This is a genomic window from Rhodococcus sp. AC861, from assembly GCF_979256035.1.
Genome location: NZ_CEEDMW010000002.1, coordinates 823,863 through 845,656 on the forward strand (window position 1 = coordinate 823,863; position 21,794 = coordinate 845,656).

Below are 21,794 nucleotides of genomic sequence, written 5' to 3' on the forward strand. Positions count from 1 at the left end.
GCGGATACTACGTCAGTGCCTGTCACCGGCGTGCACACACAGTTATGTCCCGAGCACCGCGTCCAGCGCATCCACGGCCGCCGCGAGCGCCTCCTCGGTGACGGTCAGCGCGGGACGGAACCGCACACTGCGGGATCCGCACCCGAGCATGATGACGTGCTCGTCGACGAGCAGCCGTTCGATCACGCGGTCGCGGGTGGCGCCGTCGGGTAGGGAGAACGCGCGGAACAGCCCACGGCCGCGGACATCGGATACCGCGGGATGCCGTGCGGCGAGATCGTCGAGTCGAGTTCGCAGGACCTCGCCCATCTGCGCCGCGCGAGCGATCAACCCGTCACGTTCGACGACCTCGAGGATGCGGCGAGCCCGCACCATGTCCGTCAGGCTGCCGCCCCAGGTCGAGTTGATGCGCGATCCGACCCGGAACACGTTGTCCCGCACGTCATCCACTCGGCGCCCGGCCATGATCCCGCACACCTGAGTCTTCTTGCCGAAGGCCAGGACGTCCGGCTCGATGCCCAGTTGCTGGTGAGCCCAGGGTGTTCCGGTGATACCCGCGCCGGTCTGCACCTCGTCGACGACGAAGAGCGCGTCGAACTCGTGGCACAGATCCTGCAGTGCGCGGAGGTAGCGGGGCCGGAAGTGGTGATCGCCGCCTTCTCCCTGGATCGGTTCGACGATGATCGCCGCGATGTCGTGCGGGTAGGCCTCGAAGGCAGTGCGAGCGGCGGCGAGGGACAGTGACTCGAGGGCATCCATGTCGGTACCGTCGCGCACGTACGGAGACGGAATGCGCGGCCAGTCGAACTTGGGGAACCGCGCCACCTTGACGGGGTCGGTGTTGGTCAGGGACATCGTGTACCCGGAGCGGCCGTGGAACGCGTGCTCCAGATGCATGATCCGGCTGCCGAGTGCGGGGTCGAGTCCGCGTGACTCGTTGAGGCGGCTCTTCCAGTCGAACGCGACCTTGAGTGCGTTCTCCACCGCGAGGGCCCCGCCCTCGACGAAGAACAGGTGTGGCATCTCCGCGATGCCCAGGACGCGCGCGAACGTATCGACGAACCGGGCCATCGGCTCGGTGTAGATGTCGGAGTTGCTCGGCTTGTGGAGCGCAGCCGTCAGGAGATCGGCCCGGAACTCGGCGTCGTCGACGAGGGCAGGGTGGTTCATGCCGAGGGCATTACTGGCGAAGAAGGTGAACATGTCCAGGTAGTGCTCGCCGGTGCGTTCGTCGACGAGAGTCGATCCCTGCGAGCGAGCCAGATCCAGCACCATGTCGAACCCGTCCGCGAGGATGTGACGGGACAGAACGTCGTGGACGGAGTCGGGGCGAGTTGGCAGTACCTGCGTCATGAATGGCAAACTACGCGATAAATTATCGTCCAACAACAGTAACGCCGGAAAATATCCGGTAACGACCATCGGAGACAATGGAGCCATGACATCGACCGCCGATCTGTCCACGCGCACGTCCGAGCTGCTCGCCGCGATGGGTGCCGCGCCGCTCGCACAGGACGGCGGCCTGCCGGCGACCAGTCCGATCACCGGTGACGTCCTCGGCCACGTCCCTGTCACCGAGGACATCGGAGCGGTCGTCGACGCAGCGTCCGACGCGTACTCGCAGTGGTCGTCGGTTCCTGCGCCGGTACGAGGTGGGCTCGTACGGGAGATCGGCGAACTGCTCCGCGAACACAAGGCCGCGCTGGGCGAGCTGGTCTCCATCGAGGCGGGCAAGATCGTCAGCGAGGGACTCGGCGAAGTGCAGGAGATGATCGACATCTGCGACTTCGGCGTCGGATTGTCCCGCCAGCTGTACGGCAACACCATCGCCACCGAACGGCCCGGCCACCGCATGATGGAACAGTGGCATCCGCTGGGAGTGGTCGCCGTCGTCACGGCCTTCAACTTCCCGGTGGCCGTCTGGTCCTGGAACACCGTCCTCGCCCTGGTCACCGGCAACTCCGTGGTGTGGAAGCCGTCGGAGAAGACGCCCGTCACCGCCCTCGCCGTGCAGGCGATCTTCGAAGAGGCCGCCCGCCGAGCAGGTGTGTCGCCCCTGCTCGCACAACTCGTGATCGGTGAGCGCGCCGCCGGCGAAGCGCTCGTCGACGACGCCAGGGTCGCCCTGGTCTCCGCCACCGGGTCGACGCGGATGGGCCGCGAGGTGGCGCCCCGCGTCGCGGCCCGGTTCGGGCGCGTCCTGTTGGAACTGGGCGGCAACAACGCCGCCATCGTCTGCCCGAGCGCAGATCTCGATCTGACGGTGCGCGGTCTGGTGTTCTCCGCAGCCGGAACCGCCGGTCAGCGGTGCACCTCGTTGCGACGCGTCATCGTCCACGAGTCGATCGCGGACGTCCTGGTCGAGCGGTTGTCCGCCGCCTATGCCTCGCTGCCCATCGGGTCACCTCTGGAGGCGTCGACGTTGGTGGGTCCGCTCATCGACGAGGCTGCCTACGACGGGTACGCGGCGGCGCTGAAGCAGGCGGTCGCCGAGGGCGGGACCGTCGTGGTCGGAGGCGAGCGGGTAGGCGCGCAGGCCGGTGTCTATGTGCAGCCGACGATCGTCCGGATGCCGTCGCAGACCGAGGTGGTGCGTCGAGAGACGTTCGCCCCCATCATGTACGTCATGACGTACTCCGATCTGGACGAGGCGATAGCCGTCCACAACGACGTTCCGCAGGGGTTGTCGTCGTCGATCTTCACGACGGATCTCCGGGAGGCCGAGCGTTTCCTGTCCGCGTCGGGATCCGATTGCGGTATCGCGAACGTGAACATCGGCCCGTCGGGCGCGGAGATCGGTGGCGCGTTCGGTGGGGAGAAGGAGACGGGCGGCGGCCGGGAAAGCGGCAGCGATTCCTGGAAGTCGTACATGCGGCGCGCCACGAACACCGTCAACTACAGCTCGGAGCTGCCGCTGGCACAAGGGGTGACGTTCCTGTGACCGACAACATCGACGTCGTTCCTATCCGCGACGAGGTGATCAGGTTGGGTCAGTTCCTGAAGCTGGCCAACCTGATCGACTCGGGAGCCGAAGCCAAGGCCGTCATCGCCGACGGCCTGGTCGAGGTGAACGGCGAGACCGAACTACGGCGAGGCCGCCAACTCCGCGCCGACGATGTGGTCACCGTCGGCGGAGTGTCCGCGCGGGTGGGCGCTCAGGACTGATCGGGAAGCGGTTCGGAGACGACGACCACTCCGTCGTCATCGCTGTAGACGAACTCGCCGGGCACGAAGGTGATGCCGCCGAATTCGACGGTGACGTTCTTCTCCCCGGACCCGGTCTGCGTGCTCTTGCGGGGGTTGGTGCCCAGCGCCTTGATGCCGATCGCGAGAGTCCGGAGGATCGCCGAATCGCGGACCGCGCCGTTGACGATGACGCCGGCCCAGCCGTTGTCGACGCCGCGACCGGCGATGATGTCGCCCACCAGAGCCGTATGGACGCCGGCGTCACCGTCGACGACGAGGACGCCGCCGTTGCCCGGCTCGGACAATGTCTGCTTGACCAGCAAGTTGTCCTGGAAGCACCGGATGGTGGTGATGGGTCCGCAGAACTCGGACACCGCGCCCAGCTGACGGAACTGCGTATCGCAGCTGCGAATGTCGGGTCCGATGGAGTCGGCGAGGTCCGCTGTCGCGATGAAGGTGCTCATGGCTGGACAGGCTAGCGGGGGTTCCGCCGTCAGGCGCGGCCGTGCCGACGTTCGTAGTCGTCCCGCACGTCGTCGACACGTTGCTGCGCCTTCGCGCCGATCAGTGCCGGGTCCAGACCGTGGCTGAGCAGACGATGCCGTCGGTAGACGTTCATCAGCGCGAACGCGAAGTAGACGAACGGGAGCAGAAGCAACGCGATCATCGCGAGCCGGATCCACAGTGGACCGGGTATCAGCAGGAACAGGGCGAGCAGCGGCACGGCCGGCACGAGGAACCGCACCATGTAGCGCGTCGTGGATCCCGGCCCGACCAGATCGCGCCTCACCCAGTCCTGCATGGACGGGGGAAGTGTGCGTCCGAACTGATAACCGACGTACTCGAGGCCGGTTGGACGTGTCGTGTCGGGGGAACCCATGAGCTATGAGTACCAGTCAGGGCGGCACCGCAGGTCGCAGAAGTGACGAATCCCCGAGCGAGACCACCCCGAAGAACGATGCTTCCGACAACAACTCTCCCGTTCCCGGCTACGACGACGGGCAGAACCCCGACCCGGCGGAGACCGCGGGCCTCGAGCCCGGCGGCGGAGTGCAGCCGGGCGACACGCCTCCCATGTCGACGTCCGCAGCCGGTCCCAACCACGAGCCGCCGCAGCGCACCAGGGCGCCCGCCATCGTGTTCCTGGTCGCTATCGGCGTGATCGTCGTCCTCATCGCTCTCGGGCTGGTGGCGCGGATCGCGGGACTTTTCTAGCGTTCGCCTCCACCACATCCACGAGCCACCGGGCCAGCCCGGTGGCTCGTTTCTCGTAGTGGCTACGGAACCGGTCGTCCGAGACGTACATGGATGCGACGCAGACGTGCATGTCGTGGTCGCAGTCGTAGAAGCGCTGGATGGACGCGCGGTGCCGTTCGGCGAGCGCGTCGGCCTCGGGGCTGCCCGACAGCACTCCGCGGCTCATGGCCGCGGCGAGGTCGGCTTCGAGGGCGTCGGTGTCGCTCTTGATCGACCGCCAGTCGGTCTCGGTCATGGCTGACGTGCGTTCCTTGCTCTGCGCCCAGGCGTCGGTGTCGCCCCAGCGTTCCTGCGCCTCGTCCTCGTACTTCTCTCCGACCCAGTCGTCGCCCCAGATGGCGCGCTGCTGTTCCGGCGTCAAGTCTCGTCCCATCGTCTTCTCCTCGATCACGGTGTCCACGGCGCGAGCCATGGCTGTCAGGTGAGCGATGCGGTGGCCCAGGACGGCGCGCTGGCGCCGCAAGTGATGGACGGCGTCGGCGTCGGGTGCGTCGAGAAGCGTCCGGATCTCGTCGAGCGGGAAGCCGAGTTCGCGGTAGGCGAGCACGGCGTAGAGCCGTTCGACGTCGGCGGACGAGTAGACGCGGTACTGCGCCTCGGTCCGGCCGCCGGGAACCACCAGGCCCAGGGCGTCGTAGTGGTGCAGAGTGCGCACGCTGACGTTCGCCAACCGTGCGACCTGTCCGACCGTGAGTGCATCGTTCACACCGGACACTGTGATGCCTCCCGTTGCGTGAGGGTCAAGTCTCCATTCTCCGCGACGGGGTGTGAGCTCGCGCACGACTGGCGTACCGTGTCGATATCGACGGCACTACCCGTCAATCATCGTCACACTCATTTCGCGCCAGGGGGCCCAGAATGTCAGCGCCGACTGCAGACACCTTCACTCGTTTAGCAGCACTCGCGTCGGTGGCCCCTGGCCGCGACACCAAGCCGGTCATCGAAGTCTTCACCGGACGCGAAATGGCCACCATTCCCGTGGGCACCCGCGACGACGTCCTGGCCGCCAACGAGAAGGTCCGCGCCGCGCAGAAGAAGTGGGCCGCCACGTCGGCCGGCGAGCGCGCCCGGATCTTCCACAAGTACCGCGACCTGATCCTGAAGCACCGCGCCTCCTTGATCGACCTCGCCCAGGCCGAGACGGGCAAGTCCCGTTCCGCGGCTCAGGAGGAAGTGCTCGACATCGCCATGACGGCACGGCACTACGCCCGGGTCGCCGAGGGTCTGCTGAAGAGCAAGCGCGTCAAGGGCATGCTGCCGGTGCTCACCAAGACGCAGGTCAACTACCAGCCCAAGGGCATCATCGGCATCATCTCGCCGTGGAACTACCCGATGACCCTGGCCGTGTCCGACGCCATTCCCGCACTGCTCGCCGGCAACGGCGTCGTCCTCAAGCCGGACAGCCAGACCCCCTACTGCGCTCTGGCGTGCGTCGAACTGCTCTACCGCGCCGGTCTTCCCCGCGACCTGTTCGCCGTCGTGCCGGGCCCGGGCTCCGTCGTCGGCACCGCGATCGTCGACACCGCGGACTACTTGATGTTCACCGGATCCACGGCCACGGGGCAGCTGCTCGCGGAGCAGTCCGGACGCCGTCTCATCGGGTTCTCGGCCGAGCTCGGCGGCAAGAACGCCATGATCGTCGCCGCCGGCGCCAAGATCCCCGAGGTGGTCGACGCCGCGGTGCGTGCCTGCTTCTCCAACTCCGGCCAGCTCTGCATCTCGATCGAGCGCATCTACGTCGAGAAGTCGATCGCCGACAAGTTCACGGCCGCGTTCGGTGAGCGCGTCCGCCGCATGAGCCTTGCCGCCACCTACGAGTTCGGTGTCGAGATGGGCAGCCTCATCTCCGAGGACCAGGTCAAGGCCATCTCCAACCACGTCGACGACGCCAAGGTGAAGGGCGCCACCGTCGTGGCGGGTGGCAAGGCTCGACCCGACATCGGCCCGCTCTTCTACGAGCCGACCGTCCTGACGGGGGTCACCGACGACATGGAGTGCTACGGCACCGAGACCTTCGGTCCGCTGGTGTCCATCTACCCCGTCGCGAACGTCGACGAGGCCGTGTCCCGCGCGAACGCGACGGACTACGGCCTGAACGCCAGCGTGTGGGCCAAGACCAAGTCGCAGGGCGAGGCCATCGCCGCGCGTCTGCATGCGGGAACCGTCAACGTCGACGAGGGATACGCCCCGACCTGGGGAAGCACCGGCGCACCGATGGGCGGAATGGGTGTCTCCGGCGTCGGCCGTCGTCACGGACCGGACGGCATCCTGAAGTACACCGAGTCCCAGACCGTCTCGACCACGCGGCTCATCAACCTCGGTGGTCGACGTCTGCCGCCGAAGCTCTGGGCCAAGACGCTCCCGATCTTCATCCGCGCGCTGAAGTACGTCCCCGGACGCTAGTGACGTTCCTGTCGCTGCGGGTGCCGTAGAATCGGGCGAAACACCCGCAGCGACAGAGGACGAATGGACAGCGACAGACCCGGGCCGGTCATGGCTCCCCACGTAGTGTTCGACACGACACGGGCGGTGACCGGCACGTGAGCGCAGTGCTGACACTTCTGCTCGGCCTCGTCGTGGTTATCGGCATCACTGCTGCGACAGGCTATTTCGTCGCTCAAGAGTTCGCCTACATGACGGTGGACCGCTCCCGCCTGGAAGCTCGGGCCAAGGACGGTGACACTGTCGCCGAGCGCACTCTCGCGGTGACCCGGCGGACGTCGTTCATGCTGTCCGGTGCCCAGCTCGGCATCACCGTCACCGGGCTGCTCGTCGGTAACTTCGCCGAGCCGCTGATCGGGCAGTCACTCGGCACGATTCTGGGCGGCGTCGGTATCCCCAGCGGAATCGGCCTCGCCGTCGGAGCGATCACGGCGCTGGTCGTGTCGACGTTCGTGCAGATGCTCTTCGGTGAGCTGTTCCCCAAGAACTTCGCCATCGCTCGGCCGGAACCCGTCGCACGATGGCTCTCCTTGTCGACGACGATCTACCTCAAGCTGTTCGGATGGCTCATCCGTATCTTCGATGCGTCGTCGAATCTGCTGTTGAAGGCACTGAAGATCGAACCGGTGCACGACGTGGAGCATTCGGCCACCCCGCGCGACCTCGAGCACATCGTCGCCGAGAGCCGCGGCAGCGGTGACCTCCCCGAGGAACTGTCGACGCTCCTCGACCGCATCCTCGACTTCCCCACCCGCACAGCGGGACACGCCATGATTCCGCGGTCGAAGGTGGCCGTCGTACGCGTCGACTCCACCATCGCCGAAGTTCGTGCGCTGATGAGCGTCGAGCACTCGCGGTACCCGGTGCTGACCGTCGACGACGACATCGAGGGCGTGGTCCACCTTCGCGACATCCTCGCCACGGACCTGCCGGGCCACACCGCGGTATCGGTGCTGTCCCGTGACGCGCTGATCGTGCCGGAGAGTCAGATGCTTCCCGACGCGATGGACGAGCTGCGCGCCTCGAAGAACCAATTGGCCTGTGTGATCGACGAATACGGCTCGTTCGCCGGAGTCGTCACCCTCGAGGATCTCGCGGAGGAACTGATCGGCGAGATCACCGACGAGCACGACGACATGGACGGCTCCGAGCCCGTGCAGGGCGACGACGGTGTCTGGACCGTGGCCGGCGACGTCCATCTCGACGAGATCGAGCGTGCGTTGGGGCGCGACCTGCCCGAAGGAGATTTCGAGACCATCGCCGGTCTCGCGATCAGCACGCACGGCTCACTGCCCGAGGTCGGCGACATCATCGAGCTCGACCTGCCGCTCGACCACGGCGATCTCGCCGCGGACGCCGAACCGCCGCGCCGGTTCCTGACCATCGAGGTACGCGAGATCGACAATCACGTTCCGTCAGAACTCACCCTCGAGGTGGGCGAGCGCGACAGTGGCGACGCTGCGACGACGTCCGAGACGGAGGCCGCACGATGAGCAACATCTGGGTGTTCCTGGTGGTCACCGTCGGACTGATCGCCGCCAGCGCGTTCTTCGTCGCCGTGGAGTTCGCACTTCTGGCCGCGAAGCGTCACCGGCTCGAAGATGCTGCGGCGACGTCGCGTTCGGCTCGCGCGGCCTTGCGAAGCTCGACCGAGCTGACCGTCCTTCTCGCCGGGTCCCAACTCGGAATCACGCTGTGCACATTGGCTCTCGGTGCCTTCACCAAGCCGGCCGTCCACTACTGGCTGCGGCCGCTGTTCGAGTCGATCGGGTTGCCCTACTGGGCATCCGACGTCCTGGGCTTCGTGCTGGCCCTCATCGTCGTGACGTTCCTGCACCTCGTCGTCGGCGAGATGGCTCCGAAGTCGTGGGCCATCGCCCATCCCGAGAAGTCGGCGACGCTGCTGGCACTGCCGATGCGCGCGTTCATGTGGTTCACGCGGCCGATCCTTATCTCGTTGAACGGAATGGCCAACTGGTGCCTGCGCAAGGCGGGCGTCGAGCCGGCCGACCAGGTGGTGTCGGGTCAGGATCCGGACGGGCTCGAGCAACTCGTCGCGCACTCGGTCAGCGTCGGATCGCTGGACAAGGGGTACTCCGACCAGATCGTCGGGGCACTCGAACTGCAGAAGTTGACCGTCGCCGACCTCGTCGACGACACCTCCGTACCCACGGTGGTGAACGACACGGCGTCGGTGTCCGACGTGCGCGACGCGTCGTTGCGGACCGGCCACCTCCGCATTCTCGTCGGCCGACAGGGCGACTCCGGTCGCGACGTGGCCGGCGTGGTGCACGTTCGGGACACGCTGCAAGCGGACCCGGCACGGTCGATCGCCGAGTTCGTACGACCTGCGTTCGAGCTCGCGGCAGAGACTCCGGTGTACGTGGCGTTGGCCGAGATGCGTGAGACCCGTAACCATCTGGCCGTGGTGCGTGACGGATCGCGCGTCCTCGGTGTGATCACGATGTCGGACGTCCTGGTCAGACTGCTTCCGAGCGCGGACCCGCAACCCGCGTGATCACGCGGTCGTCGCGAGTGCGGCGGCTACTCCGAAAGCGACTGCCATGGCGGCGGTCTCGGTCACGGCTCGCCTGATCGAGACCGCCGCATCGGTTCGGTGTGAACCGATCTCTCGCACCCATGTCCGTCGTTGCCACCCACCGGCAGCGACGAGCAGGACCACCAGCGCAGTCTTCGCGAGAACCAGTCGGCCGTAATCGGTTCCGGTCAGTGCGTCGAGGGATCCCAGGCGCACCGCCGCGTCGACGGCACCCGTGATCGTCACCACGACGACGCACCACAGCGCGATCGTCGAATAGCGCGGCAGGAGTTCGGCCCACGCCGTTCGCGTGCGGAGGGCGACGGCCATCGCCAGCAGAAGCCCCAGCCAGATCGACGCGGCGAGAACGTGGAGAGCCACGAGTAGCGCTCCGGCGGGCTGTTGGGACATGTGTCCCGTCATCGGTCGGACGATGAGGGCTATCGAGGTCGGGACGACGACCACGATGCCGGAGATGTCGAGATCGAGTCGGACGGTCGTGATGGCCAGGATCGTCATCGCCACGGACACCACCACGACAGCGGTGCCGATCCGTCCCCCGGCGATGTTCTGCAGATAGTCGGCGAACATCGCGAGCGAAAGATCGGTGGCAGCAACCGCTCCCGACCGTGCGGCGCCGAAGACCAGTAACGCTGCCTCGCACACCGCCCAGCATCCCGCTGTGACAGCGGCGATACGCCAGACTCTCGAGGTGTCGACGTGGCGTGAATGCTGCGCGAGCAGTGTCAGCAGCCCGATGCCCAGCAGCACCGCACCCGCGACATCGGCGACACTCCGGATGCCGGTGTCGATCAGGACCGGGTCGACGGCGAGCACCCATGCCAGAAGGACCCCACCGAGAGCGGCCGGAACGACCACGGCCGGCCACCAGGGCCGCGCAGTCGTCCCGGCCATCCGTCAGTCCTTCTTCCGCAGTGCGAACGCCAGTCCGCCGAGGAACACCACCGCTGCCGCGACGAGGAACGGCCACAGTGGAACGCCGCCTCCCGATGCACCGGACGCATCGGAATCGGCTGCTGCGCCCGGTGTTCCGTTACCGGCCGTCGTCAGCTCGAAGGTGCGGGTACCGCTGACCGGGTGCCCGTCCGCCGAGGTGACGCGATACGCGATCGTGTACGTCCCGGTCGGCCCGAGCTCGCGGACATCGATGGCGACCGTGGAACCGGACACCCGAGGGTCACCTTCCGACCACAGGTTGCCGTCCGGCCCGACCACTGTCAGCGAGGCGAAATCCGACTGCACCGCCTCGTTGAACGTGACGGTCGCTTCCGCGGGGCCCGCATCCACCGACGACTCGTTCTCCGGTGAACTGCCGACCACGACCGAGTGCGCGGACGCCGATGACGTTCCGAGGATCAACGCGACGAACATCGTGAGCAACACTGCGACACAACGTCTCACGAGCGTCGACTCCGAACGGTCGCTCCGATTCCCAGAGCCGCACCGAGGGCACCGAGGACCAGGCCGACGCCGCCCAACCACCGCGCGGTGGTGTCCGACGATGCCGCCGTCGCCGTCGAGGTCTCGGAGGACGCGGCGGTCACCGACGGGGCTCCGTGGTGATCGTCGGATCCCTCGGCGAGAGTCAGTGTGGGCGCGGGCAGCTCGGGCTCGGTGCCGTCCTCGGGAGTGGGCTGGTCCCAGCGGACCACCTCACCGTCGCTGTAGGTCTGGGCTGCCGGGAAGGACACGCTCTCCTCCTCGGGCAGGGGCCCCGCCGAGAGCAGGAACTGCTGGAACTGTCCGGGCCCGACTCCCGGATTCCCGGGATCGGCGGTCCAGGTGACCGAGGTGGCCTTCTCGTCGACGCCCTTCTGGACGACGGACGTCCAGCCGGGCATGGGCTGCGTCCGGGCGGACGTCAGGGCGGGAAGCTCGACCGTGACCGCGGTGGTCGACGCCGTGTCGGACTCGGTGGGAACGCGGAAGGACAGGACGGTGTACCCGCCCTGCGCTGCGTCGGGTGCGGAGACGACGACGTGCGCCGACGCGATGCCGGCCGTTGCCATCAGGGTTGCCGCGGTGAGGGCGCCCGTTCCGAGGGCGCGCGTGGAGAAACTACTCATGTGGTTGTGTCCTAGAGAAGAGAGGTGAACCGGCGCCGAGCACCGGCTGAATCGACGTCAGGGTGTGGACACCGACGGCGGGCCTCGTCTCGATACGGCAGTCAGGGCGGGGACGGGTGTGGGCATCCCCAGCGGCGCGGTGGCGGAGATCGTCGCCCGACGCGGTGGGGGAGTGACGGACCGGGTGGGTGTGCGGAGGACCGATGTGATGGCTCGCAGCAGCCGTTCGGCCGCGCCCAGCAGCAGAGCGCACACACCGACCGCGACGGCGTGGGCAGTCAGCATCGACGGGCCCACCGGGTGCGAGTGGTCGGCAGCCAGTGCGAGTGCCTGGTGCGCGACGACTTGTCCTCCGGCGAGCCAGGGCAGTAGCGCGAGACGGCCGGAGCGTCCCGTGCCGACACTGCCGGCGAGAACGCCGACCCCGAGGGACGCGACGACAAGGAACGTCAGTGAGTCGGATCCCGGAATCTCACCGCCGCCGGCCCCGTGAGCAGCGACAGCGAGGGCCGCGGTGAGTGCGCCCACAGCTCCGCCGCGGAAACCACTCCCGCGGCCGGTGCTCATTCCTTCGACGCCGGTCGGGTCAGCGGACGCCGAGGCGCGCGAGGATGTCGGCCTCGATGCCGTCCAGCTCGTCCGCGATCGCACCGTGAGCGAGCTTGCGACGCGACGGCGGCATCTGCTCGGCCGCATGAACCGCCGTGGTGAGCTGCGTCAGACGTCCACGGATCGCGTCGGCGAACGCCGCGGTCTCGCTGTCCTTGTTCGCCGCCGACACCTCGGCCACGGACTTCTCCGCGCCGACGATCCGGGCGCTGAGCTTCGCACCGTGCCCGGTGTACTGGCCCAGTTCCTGGACCGGCACGCCGATACGACCGGCGCGGTACTGATCCAGCTGCCCACGCAGGAGCGTGGCCGCGCGGTAGGCGATCGGAACCAGAACCGGCGCCAGAACGCGGCCGATACCGATGTACTTGCGCACCTTCGCCGCGTTGACCTTGCCCTCGCGCGCCGCCTTCTCGCGAGCCGCGAGAGTCTTGATGTGGGCCTGATCGACCTTCTGCTGGCTGGCGAGCGCCTTCGCGTCGTTCTTCGCCAGCTTCTTCAGGTGCTTACGGTCGTTGCGAGCGCCGTACTTCGCCTCGAGACCCGCCTTGTGGCGGAGTGCCTTGGCCTCGGCCTTCCGGGTCGCACGGCGAGAACGCTTCTTGCGCAGAGCCATGGTGAACGTGCCCCTTCGTGTCCGAGAAGGACGCCCCGTTCGATCGAACAACAGGCGTCGCGATACTTGCCGCCAGCCTATCGGTCCCACTCGGGATGTCTGCATCCGCGTGAGGTGTCACCCCCTGGATCTACGCTGCAGATATGTCCACGCCTGGCTCACCCGGTCCCTCTCGACCGGCCTCCGGCCTTCCCGGTGAATCCCGACCGGCCCTCGGCCGCTCGATGGTCGACGCGTCGTCTCTCACGCGGTGCCGCCATCGGGTGTACCTGGACACGGCCTACCGGTCGCTGCTCACGGGCACCGCGGAGAACGCGGGGGTGCAGATGCGTCGGGAAGCGGCCACTGTCTACCGAGCCGCAGTTCGCGAGTCCCTGGTCTCCGCCGACCCCGACGCATGGGTCGTGGTGTCGCCGTCCATGCCGCGCCACCTGCAGGTCCGTGCGACTCGGCGCGCGTGCGACGAGGGAGCCGAGCGCATCTGGAACGCGGTGTTCGCGGACGACGAGGACGCAGGACGTCGTGGTCGCTGCGACATGCTCGTCAAAGACCCGGCCGGTGGATACATCCCGGTCCTCGTCGTCAACCACAAGGTGACGGATCCGGGTAGCGGGGCCGTGACCACGCCGTTCGACACGTGGGCTCCCGCCGTCGACGCCACTCGGAAGGTCCGTGCCCAGCTGCGTGACCAGCTCGGCGGCGTGCACATCCACCGGCTGCTCGCACGTATCGGGCACGCGGGCGCGTCCGCCACGGCAGGGGTCATCGGCTTCGGCGCCGAGGTCGTGCTGGTGCACGATCTGGCGGCCGTGTCGCGCGAGTACGACACTCGTTTCGCCGATCGCGCCGCCATCGCCGCGGGCGAGGCGGTGACGGTGCCGTCCAAGGTGTCCGAGTGCCGCTCCTGTCCCTGGTGGGACGAGTGCGGGGAGGCACTCCGCCAGAGCCACGACGTCAGTCTGGTGGCGACCGGGTCTCGAGCCGACGCCCTGCGCTCGGCCGGGATCCGAACCATCGACGACCTCGCGACCTGGACCGCCGGACCGCCGGAGGAGTGGCCGCACGGGGAATTCGCCGACACCGTCGTCATCGCGGAGGCGTGGCTCTCGGATCTCCCGTTGGTCCGGCGCCATGACGAGGTCACCGTCCATCGCGCCGACGTCGAGGTCGATGTCGACATGGAGAGTTACCAGGAACACGGTGCCTACATGTGGGGCACGCTGCTGGACAGGCGGGACGGCACCGACCCGGAGTATCGGGCCTTCGTCACCTGGGAGCCCGTGCCGACCATGGACGAGGGTCGCTCGTTCGCCGAGTTCTGGACATGGCTGCAGTCCGTGCGTGACGACGCCCATGCCCGAGGCCTGACATTTGCCGCGTACTGCTACTCGCGTGCGGCCGAGGACAAGTGGCTGCTGAACTCGGCACGCAGGTTCGTCGGCATGCCGGGTGTACCCACGGAAGCGGAGGTCCGGGCGTTCATCGACGGCCCGGACTGGGTGGACATGTACATCGCGGTGTCCGACAACTTCGTGTGTCCGTCGGGCAAGGGGCTCAAGAAGGTTGCTCCGGTGGCCGGCTTCTCCTGGCGAGACGACGAGGCCGGCGGCGAAGCGTCGATGGTCTGGTACCGGCAAGCGGTCGGGTACGAGGGACCTGTGGACGACACGCAGCGCACCCGATTGCTCGAGTACAACGAGGACGACGTCCAGGCGACGCGCGCCTTGCGGGTGTGGATGGAGAACGGCGCGGCGGGTGACATTCCGACGGTCGATGCCCTGCGTCGGTCCCGTGAGGCGGCGACCTCCGTATAGTGAAACGCTCGCCATCGCTACCAGTCGGGGGTTGGCAGCGACGACGAGCGTCTCGAGATGTGATTCGTCCCAGTACCGGTGACGGATGGGTCGAGTCGGAAAAGATTTTCTCCGCGGTTGTCGCGGAGGTCAGCGCGGCGCCATCCGGAGCGCGCCGTCCATGCGGATGGTCTCGCCGTTGAGGTAGTCGTGCTCGACGATCATCTGTGCGAGCTGCGCGTATTCGGTGGGCTGAGCCAGGCGCGACGGGAACGGGACGCCCGCCTCGAGGCCGGCGCGGTACTCCGGGGTGACGCCGGCGAGCATCGGGGTGTCGACGATGCCGGGGGCGATGGTGTTGACGCGGATGCCGAACTGCGCGAGGTCGCGCGCCGCGGGAACCGTCATGCCGTGCACGCCACCCTTGGATGCCGAGTACGCGATCTGACCGATCTGTCCTTCGAAGGCCGCGACGGAGGCGGTGTTGATGATGACGCCGCGCTGGCCGGCCTCGTCGACGGTGGGTAGCGACTGCATGTGGTCCGCTGCCAGACGCATGACGTTGAAGGTGCCGAGCAGGTTGATGGTGATGACGGTGCGGAAGAGCTCGAGGTCGTGGACGCCCTTCTTCGACAGGATGCGACCCGCCCAGCCGACACCGGCGCAGTTGACCACGATGCGCAGGGGAACGCCTGCCTCACCGATCTGGGTCAGTGCTGCGCGGACTTCCTCGTCGCTGGTGACGTCGGCGGCGATCAACGTGACGCCATCGGGAACGGAGTCGCCGGCCTTGTCGATGGATTGCTGCAGGTCGAGGCCGAATACGGTGACGCCGTTGTCGGCGAGGCGCTTCGCTGTCGCTGCGCCGAGGCCCGAGGCGCCTCCGGTGACCAATGCTGCTGTTCCTGCGATCTCCACTGCCGTGTCCTCTCGTTCGACGACCATGTCGGTTACCGGCCGCTCACTGAAAAGGAACCCTAGTCGGTGGTCCACACTGGACTAATGTCGTCTCTCGGTTCGATCGATCTGCACCATGTCCGCCGCTGCGTCGAACTCGCGCGCGAAGCCCTCGAGGCCGGTGACGAGCCGTTCGGGTCGGTGCTGGTCGACTCGGACGGTCGTGTGTTGTTCGAGGACCGCAACCGGACGGGTGGTGGCGACGCGACCCGGCATCCGGAGTTCACCATCGTGGAGTGGGCCGTCCGCAACCTCGATGCGCAGGCTCGATCGTCGGCGACGGTCTACACGTCGGGGGAGCACTGCCCGATGTGCTCGGCGGCGCACGCGTGGGTGGGGCTCGGCGACATCGTCGTCGCGGTGACCGGCGCACAGTTGACGGCGTGGCGGGAGGAATGGTCGTTAGACGCGGGCCCGGTGGCGGCGCTACCGATCCAGCAGGTCGCGCCGTCGATCCGAGTCCACGGCCCGGTGGACGAGGTCAGCGCGGAGATGCGATCGCTTCATCGTCGGAACGCCGGTCTTCCTGCGGAGAGCGCCTGAGCCGCCAGGTCGTCAATGCGATGCCGGCGACGAGCACGACGGCCGCAGCGATCAGGCCGACCGGTGAGCCGGGGAAGACGCCTTCGAGGATCAGCCAGACACCGAACACGAAGAACAGAGTCGCCGCGCCCAGGGTGATGAGGCGCTCGGGGAGGTGCTTGCCCAGCGTCGCGCCGACGATGATGGCCAGGGCGTCCGCGGCGACCATTCCCAGCGTCGATCCGATCCAGACGCCCACCCAGTCGTTGTCCGACGCCAGCGTCACGGTCGCGAGCATCGTCTTGTCGCCCAGTTCGGCGAGGAAGAACGCGGAGGCGACGGCGATGAAGGCGGACTTGGTGACGCGGTCGGCCTTGGAGGCCTCGTCGTCGTCGAGGCTGTCGCCGCGCAGCGTCCACAGTCCGAAGACGAGGAACGCGATGCCGCCGACGATGCCGATCAGATGCGTGGGCAGGGCGACACCGAGGTAGTGACCGACGGCGACGGACACCAGGTGCACCAGCGTCGTGGCGACGGTGATGCCGCCGATAACGACCCACCAGCGGTATTTCAAGGCGAACGTCATGGCCATCAGCTGTGACTTGTCACCGAGCTCGGCGACGAAGATGACACCGAAGCTGAGCAGCAGCGCGGCGAACACGGGAAACCTCCAGGGCAGGGCGCGCAGACCGTTGCGAGGGGAGTTCACGGCCGGCGCTCGGCGCACTCGGAAGTACGCCGTGCGGTCATCGGACCGAAGGTCTCGCCCACCGATTCGCGGTCTCACTCGAGACGGCTGTCGGTTCACCGGGCCGGGAACGGATGGACGTGCGATCCGCGCCAGTATGTCGACTCGGCGATTGGGGGCTACTCCCCTTCGCTGTTCTCCACGCTAAACCGCAGGTCAGGCTTCTGCAACTTCGACTTTCCTGTTAGGTCGACCGAACTTTCGACTTCCGCGTCCCGTCCACGGTCATGCGGCGAGCAGCATCGCCAGCACCGCGGTGTCGGGGTCGCTGATGGGGTCGAGACCCACACGACTGACCATCGACGTCACAGTCCCGTCTGCTTCGGCTTCGACCCATGCCGCGCGGTGATCGAGTCCGAGATGGGGCAGGCCGGGAAGCAGGACGCAGCCGGACGCGGCGCCCGCGCACTCCGGCAAGGTCGGCATGGTTTCCGACGGTGGGTGCAGCATCATCAGCGCAGCGGGCTGATGCAGGGCGAACCGTTCCGGGGTCACCGCGTGGTCACCGATCACGGGACCCTCGGACAACACGATCCCGACGGTGCCTTCGTGCGGATCGTCCGGAAGTTCCTCCCGCACACCGAAGACGGTGGAGGTGACCAACAGGCCGGGTGTCGACGCGACGTGGACGGTGAAGGCCAGGAGCTGGGCCCACTCCTTCGTCGTGTCGGGCCAACGGCCGGAGATGACGAAGCCGCGCAGCGTGCCTCCGGAGTGGAACGGGGCGACTCCGATGACACGACGATCGGGATGGAAGGTCACGGCGTTCTCCTCGCACTGGCCGGCAGATGCATTCCCCTGTAGGGGAGACGGCCGCGCGGAACGTGCGCGGACCATCGGCACACATCGTCGGGTGAATGAAGGAAACACCAGCGCCCACCTGGCACACAAGTGGTTGCGAGTGCCAGGTGTTGCCTGCCGTGACAGTCGAGGTGCCGCACGGCGGGCCGAGGAAGCGCACACCCCTGGTGGTGACCGCACCCCCTTTTTAGCCTGCTGTTGGGGGTGTGCGGTTCGCAGAAGGGGTGTGCGCACCCGTCGCAGGCCAGGCCAGCGCGCACCGACCCACCTACCGCACACGAAAGCGGGCGCACCCGCTGGGGTGCGCCCGCTGTCCGGCGGCGCTCGACGTGTTGGCGAGAACTACGGGAAGATCAGACCCGAGGTCTGCGACGTGGCGGCGGCGAAGCGCTGCTGCACGTCGGCCCAGTTGACGACATTCCAGAATGCCTTGACGTAGTCGGCCTTGACGTTCTTGTACTGCAGGTAGAAGGCGTGCTCCCACATGTCGACCTGCAGCAGCGGGATGATGCCGAGGGGCACGTTCGCCTGCTGGTCGTACAGCTGGAAGGTGAGCAGCTTCTTGCCCAGCGTGTCGTAGCCGAGGACGGCCCAGCCGGATCCCTGCAGGCCGTTGGCCGCGGCGGTGAACTGCGCGCGGAACTTGTCGAACGATCCGAACTGATCGTCCAGAGCTGCGGCAAGCTCGCCTTCGGGCTTGTCGCCACCGTTGGGGGAGAGGTTCTTCCACCAGATGGAGTGGTTCACGTGGCCACCGAGGTGGAACGCGAGGTTCTTCTCCTGCAGGAAGATCGAGCCGTGATCGTCCTTGTCACGGGCGTCGGCCAGCTTCTCCAGCGCGGTGTTCACGCCGGCCACGTAGGTGGCGTGGTGCTTGGAATGGTGCAGCTCGTTGATCTCACCGGAGATGTGGGGCTCGAGAGCTGCGTAATCGTAGTCGAGGTCGGGCAGTGTGTACTCGGACACGTGTTTCCCTTCTCTTGCGTCAGTGTTGTCTGACGTGTCATAGCTGACGGCTGGCTCTACCCAGCCAATATCATTCGTACACCTCGCGCAACAGTTCGGCGCACGCGGAGTGCAGTGGTGGAGGCGCTTCCGGACTGCGGTCCTCTTGGCGACGATTGTTGTTTACACCGGCGAACTCGACCTCCGGGTGAACGGAACCTTAAGATCTGGGGTGATGACACACCCGACGCCGAACCCGGACAACGGGGTGGTCTCGGTCGCGGCGCCGTCCGAACCGCCGCGAATCAGGTTCGGTGGCGTCGACATTCTCCGCGCGCTGGCCGTGCTCACCGTCGTGTACTCGCACATCTCGTACTTCCTCGTCGACGACCTCGGCACCTCGTGGTGGTTGATCGACGTGGTCACGGTGGTCATGGTCGAGCACGGTGGACTCAACCACCACCTGTCCTTCGTGGGCGTCGCCTTCTTCATGATGCTGACCGGGTTGGTCGCGACGGCGTCGGTCGTCCGGCATTCACCCCGGAAGTTCCTGGTGGGGCGGGCCGCGCGACTCCTCCCCGTCTTCTGGCTGTCCGTGCTCGCGGCGATCGTCCTGGTGCGCCTGGGCGTGAACGGGATGTTCTCGCAGACGGTCGGTATCAGCAACGCCGAGGCTGCCATGAGCTTCGTGCTGGGCGGATTCTTCGTCCGTCCCGAAGTGGTCGTGCTCGGCGTCACGTGGACCCTCATCGTCCAGGGCGTCTTCTACGTCTATGCCGTGTCCATGCGCCGTGTCCTCGCGTCCCGTCCGGTGCTGGTCCCGGTGATCGGTGCTGCGCTCTGTTGGGCAGTGCTTCTCTACACCGACCTGGTCCCGTACTCCTGGACCGTGCCGATGGTGGACAAGGTCGCGGCGACCCTCCCGACGGTATTCCTGGGGCAACTGGCCTACATGGGCTTCGCGCGGCTGGCGTCGTGGCGTGCACTCACCGCTGCCGCCCTGGCGCAGTTCGCGGTGATCCAGTACGCGATCACCGTCGACGCCTTCCACGTCGGCCAGCAGGGGCATCTGTGGACGGTGCTGGTGTTGATCGTGGCGGTGGTCCTGGTTGCACCGACGGACACAGCCTTCGGTCGTTCACGCGTCGTCCACTGGTTGGCGACTCGGAGTTACACCATCTACCTGGTGCACACGTTGGTGCTCTACCGCATCTACTCGCTCGTCGAACCGCATCTCGGGCCGACGATGGCCGTGCTGGTGTTCGCACTCGCCACCGGAGCGCTGTCCGACGTCGTCTATCGCTACGTGGAGACACCGGCGGCGCGGTGGATCGCGCGCCACTGGTCGGGGCGCGCGACACCCGCTACCGACTCAACTGCCGCATGACCTCGCTCGCGACCAACTCGAGGTGGTCGATATCCGTCAGGTCGAGGGTCTGCAGGTAGAACCGGGTCGCTCCCAGCTCGGCGTACGTTCCCAGCTTGTCGACGATCTCGGCGGGCGTACCCGCGGCTCCGTTTGCGCGCAGTTCGTCCACCTCGCGTCCGATGACGCCGGCACGGCGGGCCAGTTCCGCGTCGTCACGCCCGCAGCAGAGCACCAGTGCGTTGGAGAAGATCATCGAGTCGGCGTCGCGCCCGGCGTCCGCGCACGCACTGCGAACGCGCTCGAATTGTGTTGCGGTGGAATCGGTGTCGGCAAAGGGGAGGTTGAATTCCTGCGCGTATCGCGCCGCCAGTTCGGGGGTCCGCTTCTTGCCCATTCCGCCGATGATGATCGGAGGCGGGCTCTGCACCGGCTTCGGCAGAGCCGGTGAATCGGTCACGCTGAAATGCCGACCCTCGTAGGAGAAGGACTCGCCTTCCGGCGTGCCCCACATGCCGGTCACGATGGCGAGGGTGTCCTCGAACCGGTCGAATCGTTCGCCCACCGGCGGGAACGGAATGGCATTGGCGGCGTGCTCCTCCGCGTACCACCCCGCACCCAGACCCAGTTCGACTCTGCCGGAACTCATCGCGTCGACCTGCGCGACGGAGATGGCGAGCGGCCCGGGGTACCGGAAGGTGGCGGAGGTGACCAGCGTGCCGAGCCGGATGGTCGACGTCTCCCGCGCCAGTCCGGCGAGGGTGATCCACGCATCCGTCGGTCCGGGTGACCCGTCGACGTTCATCGCCAGGTAGTGGTCCGAGCGGAAGAACGCGTCGTAACCGAAGTCCTCGGCGGCACGAGCCACGCGAAGCAGGTCGTCGTAGGTGGCACCCTGCTGCGGTTCGGTGAAGATTCTGAGATCCATGACTCGACCTTAGAGCGCACCGGCCCGCTCACGCCGGAAACGGGATCGAGTTCGGTTTCTGTGGATGTTTCTGTGGATGGTGGGGAGTAAACTTGCTGATCGACAAGTAATAGGCGCAAAGAAGTTGTCGATCAGCAATACTCGGCGCATGGAATTCACGGCCGAGGCCGAGATCGACCGCCGCGTCGACCAGCTCACGGAGGACGAGTTGGACGACATGTCCGACGCCGTCACCCCCTACCGCGGGCGCGTGACCCGCAGCCTGCTCGGCCGCGCCAGGTTGGTGGTGACGGTGCAGGCCGACGACCTGACGCAGGCGACGGCGGTCGCCGGTGCGGTGTTGCGGTCGTCTGCACTCGGTCGAGAACTGGTGTCTCTGGCGATCCATCGCTCCCGCGACTTCGTCCTGGTGTCCGGTCTGCCGCCGACGGAGGGCTGGGCGTCGGTGTCCGAGGTCGCGGCCGGTACCTCTGTCTCGCGTCAAGCTGTGCTGCAACAGATCGCATCGGGCTCGTTGGCGGCGACGAAGGTCGGGTCGACATGGATCGTGGCGCGAGCGCCCCGGCGGCCATCGGCGAAATGGCGGAACGACGACGAACCGGTCGACGGAGAGCGGATGGTGGCACCGTCCCGCACGCCGTGACAGGATCGAGCCGTGACTTCCGGATCCGTCCCGTCCGTGTCCGTGGCCGACGTGCCCGCACAGAGTTCGGAGGCCGTCCTCCTCGACGTTCGTGAGCAGGACGAGTGGGAGCAGGGCCATGCTCCCGGCGCGATCCACATTCCGATGGGTGATGTGCCCGCCCGGATCGGTGAGGTCGAGGTTTCGGGACCCCTGTACGTCGTCTGCCGGGTGGGGGGACGTTCGGCGCGTGTCGTCGAATACCTGCAGCACGCGGGCGTCGAAGCGGTCAATGTCGACGGCGGAATGGTCGCGTGGCAACAAGCAGGCCTCCCCGTCGTCGACGACGCCGGCAGACCCGCCACCGTCTACTGAG

The 21,794-nt window shown here is 67.2% G+C and carries 25 protein-coding genes; 11 read left to right on the plus strand and 14 right to left on the minus strand.

The genetic code is table 11. From position 1 onward, the window contains the following. Positions 1 to 42: 42 nt before the first annotated feature. Positions 43 to 1,353 carry an L-lysine 6-transaminase gene (gene lat / locus AC0IX4_RS09290; protein ID WP_156148803.1) on the minus strand — a complete coding sequence of 437 codons (1,311 nt, stop codon included), beginning with the start codon at positions 1,351 to 1,353 and terminating at the stop codon, positions 43 to 45. 85 nt (positions 1,354 to 1,438) lie between these two features. Here lat and amaB point away from each other — a divergent pair, with 85 nt between their 5' ends. Beyond that, positions 1,439 to 2,941 carry an L-piperidine-6-carboxylate dehydrogenase gene (gene amaB, locus AC0IX4_RS09295; RefSeq protein ID WP_042573515.1) on the plus strand — a complete coding sequence of 501 codons (1,503 nt, stop codon included), beginning with the start codon at positions 1,439 to 1,441 and terminating at the stop codon, positions 2,939 to 2,941. Next, positions 2,938 to 3,165, plus strand: a complete 228-nt coding sequence (locus AC0IX4_RS09300) for an RNA-binding S4 domain-containing protein (RefSeq protein WP_042573516.1) — start codon at positions 2,938 to 2,940, stop codon at positions 3,163 to 3,165. The genes amaB and AC0IX4_RS09300 overlap by 4 nt, the downstream gene beginning before the upstream one ends. On the opposite strand, the gene rraA is transcribed toward AC0IX4_RS09300, so the two are convergent. Both rraA and AC0IX4_RS09310 read right to left on the minus strand, forming a co-directional pair. Continuing rightward, the gene (rraA, locus tag AC0IX4_RS09305) at positions 3,156 to 3,650 is read right to left on the minus strand and encodes a ribonuclease E activity regulator RraA (RefSeq protein ID WP_042573517.1); all 495 of its coding nucleotides are present in this window, start codon (positions 3,648 to 3,650) and stop codon (positions 3,156 to 3,158) included. The genes AC0IX4_RS09300 and rraA overlap by 10 nt on opposite strands. Positions 3,651 to 3,679: 29 nt before the next feature. Next, the gene (locus tag AC0IX4_RS09310; RefSeq protein ID WP_042573518.1) at positions 3,680 to 4,066 is read right to left on the minus strand and encodes a DUF5313 family protein; all 387 of its coding nucleotides are present in this window, start codon (positions 4,064 to 4,066) and stop codon (positions 3,680 to 3,682) included. Between the two features lie 5 nt (positions 4,067 to 4,071). On the opposite strand from AC0IX4_RS09310, the gene AC0IX4_RS09315 reads away from it, so the two are divergent. Beyond that, positions 4,072 to 4,401, plus strand: coding sequence for a DUF6480 family protein (locus AC0IX4_RS09315; protein WP_042573519.1), 330 nt, complete (start codon positions 4,072 to 4,074; stop codon positions 4,399 to 4,401). Here AC0IX4_RS09315 and AC0IX4_RS09320 read toward each other — a convergent pair. Beyond that, positions 4,358 to 5,149, minus strand: a complete 792-nt coding sequence (locus tag AC0IX4_RS09320) for a MerR family transcriptional regulator (RefSeq protein WP_471828769.1) — start codon at positions 5,147 to 5,149, stop codon at positions 4,358 to 4,360. The genes AC0IX4_RS09315 and AC0IX4_RS09320 overlap by 44 nt on opposite strands. Positions 5,150 to 5,301: 152 nt before the next feature. Between AC0IX4_RS09320 and AC0IX4_RS09325 the strand changes: the two genes are divergently transcribed. The 3 genes from AC0IX4_RS09325 to AC0IX4_RS09335 all read left to right on the plus strand — a co-directional run bounded on the left by AC0IX4_RS09325 (position 5,302) and on the right by AC0IX4_RS09335 (position 9,403). Continuing rightward, positions 5,302 to 6,846 (plus strand): succinic semialdehyde dehydrogenase, encoded by a 1,545-nt coding sequence (locus AC0IX4_RS09325; protein WP_042573520.1) that lies wholly within the window; start codon positions 5,302 to 5,304, stop codon positions 6,844 to 6,846. Positions 6,847 to 6,983: 137 nt separating this feature from the next. After that, a complete protein-coding gene (locus AC0IX4_RS09330) occupies positions 6,984 to 8,378 on the plus strand; it encodes a hemolysin family protein (protein ID WP_471828770.1) in 1,395 nt (464 codons plus the stop codon). Continuing rightward, positions 8,375 to 9,403 (plus strand): hemolysin family protein, encoded by a 1,029-nt coding sequence (locus tag AC0IX4_RS09335; protein WP_471828771.1) that lies wholly within the window; start codon positions 8,375 to 8,377, stop codon positions 9,401 to 9,403. Before AC0IX4_RS09330 ends, AC0IX4_RS09335 begins: the two co-directional genes overlap by 4 nt. Here AC0IX4_RS09335 and AC0IX4_RS09340 read toward each other — a convergent pair whose 3' ends face one another. From AC0IX4_RS09340 to AC0IX4_RS09360, 5 genes are read right to left on the minus strand one after another with little or no spacing between them, the layout of a single operon-like run. Continuing rightward, positions 9,404 to 10,339, minus strand: a complete 936-nt coding sequence (locus AC0IX4_RS09340; protein WP_471828772.1) for a copper resistance D family protein — start codon at positions 10,337 to 10,339, stop codon at positions 9,404 to 9,406. Between the two features lie 3 nt (positions 10,340 to 10,342). Beyond that, positions 10,343 to 10,816, minus strand: coding sequence for a copper resistance CopC family protein (locus tag AC0IX4_RS09345; protein WP_471828826.1), 474 nt, complete (start codon positions 10,814 to 10,816; stop codon positions 10,343 to 10,345). A gap of 26 nt (positions 10,817 to 10,842) precedes the next feature. Further along, the gene (locus AC0IX4_RS09350; protein WP_471828773.1) at positions 10,843 to 11,511 is read right to left on the minus strand and encodes a YcnI family copper-binding membrane protein; all 669 of its coding nucleotides are present in this window, start codon (positions 11,509 to 11,511) and stop codon (positions 10,843 to 10,845) included. Positions 11,512 to 11,568: 57 nt separating this feature from the next. Next, positions 11,569 to 12,078: a hypothetical protein gene (locus AC0IX4_RS09355; protein WP_471828774.1), complete on the minus strand. Its 510-nt coding sequence runs from the start codon at positions 12,076 to 12,078 to the stop codon at positions 11,569 to 11,571. A 19-nt stretch (positions 12,079 to 12,097) separates the two neighbouring features. After that, positions 12,098 to 12,736: a DUF6474 family protein gene (locus AC0IX4_RS09360; RefSeq protein WP_042573526.1), complete on the minus strand. Its 639-nt coding sequence runs from the start codon at positions 12,734 to 12,736 to the stop codon at positions 12,098 to 12,100. Between the two features lie 224 nt (positions 12,737 to 12,960). Here AC0IX4_RS09360 and AC0IX4_RS09365 point away from each other — a divergent pair, with 224 nt between their 5' ends. Next, positions 12,961 to 14,550 carry a TM0106 family RecB-like putative nuclease gene (locus AC0IX4_RS09365; RefSeq protein ID WP_471828827.1) on the plus strand — a complete coding sequence of 530 codons (1,590 nt, stop codon included), beginning with the start codon at positions 12,961 to 12,963 and terminating at the stop codon, positions 14,548 to 14,550. Between the two features lie 129 nt (positions 14,551 to 14,679). Here the strand turns inward: AC0IX4_RS09365 and AC0IX4_RS09370 are convergent, their stop codons facing one another. Then, positions 14,680 to 15,447, minus strand: coding sequence for an SDR family NAD(P)-dependent oxidoreductase (locus AC0IX4_RS09370; RefSeq protein WP_471828828.1), 768 nt, complete (start codon positions 15,445 to 15,447; stop codon positions 14,680 to 14,682). Positions 15,448 to 15,531: 84 nt separating this feature from the next. On the opposite strand from AC0IX4_RS09370, the gene AC0IX4_RS09375 reads away from it, so the two are divergent. After that, positions 15,532 to 16,029: a nucleoside deaminase gene (locus tag AC0IX4_RS09375; protein WP_471828775.1), complete on the plus strand. Its 498-nt coding sequence runs from the start codon at positions 15,532 to 15,534 to the stop codon at positions 16,027 to 16,029. Here the strand turns inward: AC0IX4_RS09375 and AC0IX4_RS09380 are convergent. From AC0IX4_RS09380 to AC0IX4_RS09390, 3 genes are all read right to left on the minus strand, one after another. Beyond that, positions 15,968 to 16,669: a TMEM165/GDT1 family protein gene (locus AC0IX4_RS09380; protein ID WP_042573575.1), complete on the minus strand. Its 702-nt coding sequence runs from the start codon at positions 16,667 to 16,669 to the stop codon at positions 15,968 to 15,970. The two genes, AC0IX4_RS09375 and AC0IX4_RS09380, sit on opposite strands and share 62 nt — an antisense overlap. Positions 16,670 to 16,981: 312 nt before the next feature. Beyond that, positions 16,982 to 17,518 (minus strand): hypothetical protein, encoded by a 537-nt coding sequence (locus tag AC0IX4_RS09385; protein WP_042573576.1) that lies wholly within the window; start codon positions 17,516 to 17,518, stop codon positions 16,982 to 16,984. 381 nt (positions 17,519 to 17,899) lie between these two features. Continuing rightward, complete coding sequence (locus tag AC0IX4_RS09390; RefSeq protein WP_042573529.1) at positions 17,900 to 18,523, minus strand: superoxide dismutase; 624 nt, start codon at positions 18,521 to 18,523, stop codon at positions 17,900 to 17,902. Positions 18,524 to 18,737: 214 nt separating this feature from the next. Here AC0IX4_RS09390 and AC0IX4_RS09395 point away from each other — a divergent pair, with 214 nt between their 5' ends. After that, positions 18,738 to 19,889, plus strand: a complete 1,152-nt coding sequence (locus tag AC0IX4_RS09395; protein ID WP_471828776.1) for an acyltransferase family protein — start codon at positions 18,738 to 18,740, stop codon at positions 19,887 to 19,889. Here the strand turns inward: AC0IX4_RS09395 and AC0IX4_RS09400 are convergent. Further along, entirely contained in the window at positions 19,867 to 20,796 is a 930-nt protein-coding gene (locus tag AC0IX4_RS09400; RefSeq protein WP_471828777.1) for an LLM class F420-dependent oxidoreductase, read from the minus strand. The two genes, AC0IX4_RS09395 and AC0IX4_RS09400, sit on opposite strands and share 23 nt — an antisense overlap. Before the next feature lie 148 nt (positions 20,797 to 20,944). Here AC0IX4_RS09400 and AC0IX4_RS09405 point away from each other — a divergent pair, with 148 nt between their 5' ends. Together AC0IX4_RS09405 and AC0IX4_RS09410 are read left to right on the plus strand one after the other, a co-directional pair. After that, the gene (locus tag AC0IX4_RS09405) at positions 20,945 to 21,439 is read left to right on the plus strand and encodes a hypothetical protein (RefSeq protein ID WP_471828778.1); all 495 of its coding nucleotides are present in this window, start codon (positions 20,945 to 20,947) and stop codon (positions 21,437 to 21,439) included. A gap of 12 nt (positions 21,440 to 21,451) precedes the next feature. After that, positions 21,452 to 21,793: a rhodanese-like domain-containing protein gene (locus AC0IX4_RS09410; protein ID WP_200933477.1), complete on the plus strand. Its 342-nt coding sequence runs from the start codon at positions 21,452 to 21,454 to the stop codon at positions 21,791 to 21,793. The last annotated feature ends 1 nt before the right edge of the window (position 21,794 follow it).

Excerpts from the sequence above, each read along its gene's own strand:
- lat (WP_156148803.1), bottom strand. The coding sequence starts at position 1,353 with ATGACGCAGGTACTGCCAACTCGCCCCGACTCCGTCCACGACGTTCTG.
- amaB (WP_042573515.1), top strand. The coding sequence starts at position 1,439 with ATGACATCGACCGCCGATCTGTCCACGCGCACGTCCGAGCTGCTCGCC.
- rraA (WP_042573517.1), bottom strand. The coding sequence starts at position 3,650 with ATGAGCACCTTCATCGCGACAGCGGACCTCGCCGACTCCATCGGACCC.
- AC0IX4_RS09310 (WP_042573518.1), bottom strand. The coding sequence starts at position 4,066 with ATGGGTTCCCCCGACACGACACGTCCAACCGGCCTCGAGTACGTCGGT.
- AC0IX4_RS09315 (WP_042573519.1), top strand. The coding sequence starts at position 4,072 with ATGAGTACCAGTCAGGGCGGCACCGCAGGTCGCAGAAGTGACGAATCC.
- AC0IX4_RS09325 (WP_042573520.1), top strand. The coding sequence starts at position 5,302 with ATGTCAGCGCCGACTGCAGACACCTTCACTCGTTTAGCAGCACTCGCG.
- AC0IX4_RS09335 (WP_471828771.1), top strand. The coding sequence starts at position 8,375 with ATGAGCAACATCTGGGTGTTCCTGGTGGTCACCGTCGGACTGATCGCC.
- AC0IX4_RS09340 (WP_471828772.1), bottom strand. The coding sequence starts at position 10,339 with ATGGCCGGGACGACTGCGCGGCCCTGGTGGCCGGCCGTGGTCGTTCCG.
- AC0IX4_RS09345 (WP_471828826.1), bottom strand. The coding sequence starts at position 10,816 with ATGTTCGTCGCGTTGATCCTCGGAACGTCATCGGCGTCCGCGCACTCG.
- AC0IX4_RS09350 (WP_471828773.1), bottom strand. The coding sequence starts at position 11,511 with ATGAGTAGTTTCTCCACGCGCGCCCTCGGAACGGGCGCCCTCACCGCG.
- AC0IX4_RS09355 (WP_471828774.1), bottom strand. The coding sequence starts at position 12,078 with ATGAGCACCGGCCGCGGGAGTGGTTTCCGCGGCGGAGCTGTGGGCGCA.
- AC0IX4_RS09360 (WP_042573526.1), bottom strand. The coding sequence starts at position 12,736 with ATGGCTCTGCGCAAGAAGCGTTCTCGCCGTGCGACCCGGAAGGCCGAG.
- AC0IX4_RS09365 (WP_471828827.1), top strand. The coding sequence starts at position 12,961 with ATGGTCGACGCGTCGTCTCTCACGCGGTGCCGCCATCGGGTGTACCTG.
- AC0IX4_RS09375 (WP_471828775.1), top strand. The coding sequence starts at position 15,532 with ATGTCGTCTCTCGGTTCGATCGATCTGCACCATGTCCGCCGCTGCGTC.
- AC0IX4_RS09395 (WP_471828776.1), top strand. The coding sequence starts at position 18,738 with ATGACACACCCGACGCCGAACCCGGACAACGGGGTGGTCTCGGTCGCG.
- AC0IX4_RS09400 (WP_471828777.1), bottom strand. The coding sequence starts at position 20,796 with ATGGATCTCAGAATCTTCACCGAACCGCAGCAGGGTGCCACCTACGAC.
- AC0IX4_RS09405 (WP_471828778.1), top strand. The coding sequence starts at position 20,945 with ATGGAATTCACGGCCGAGGCCGAGATCGACCGCCGCGTCGACCAGCTC.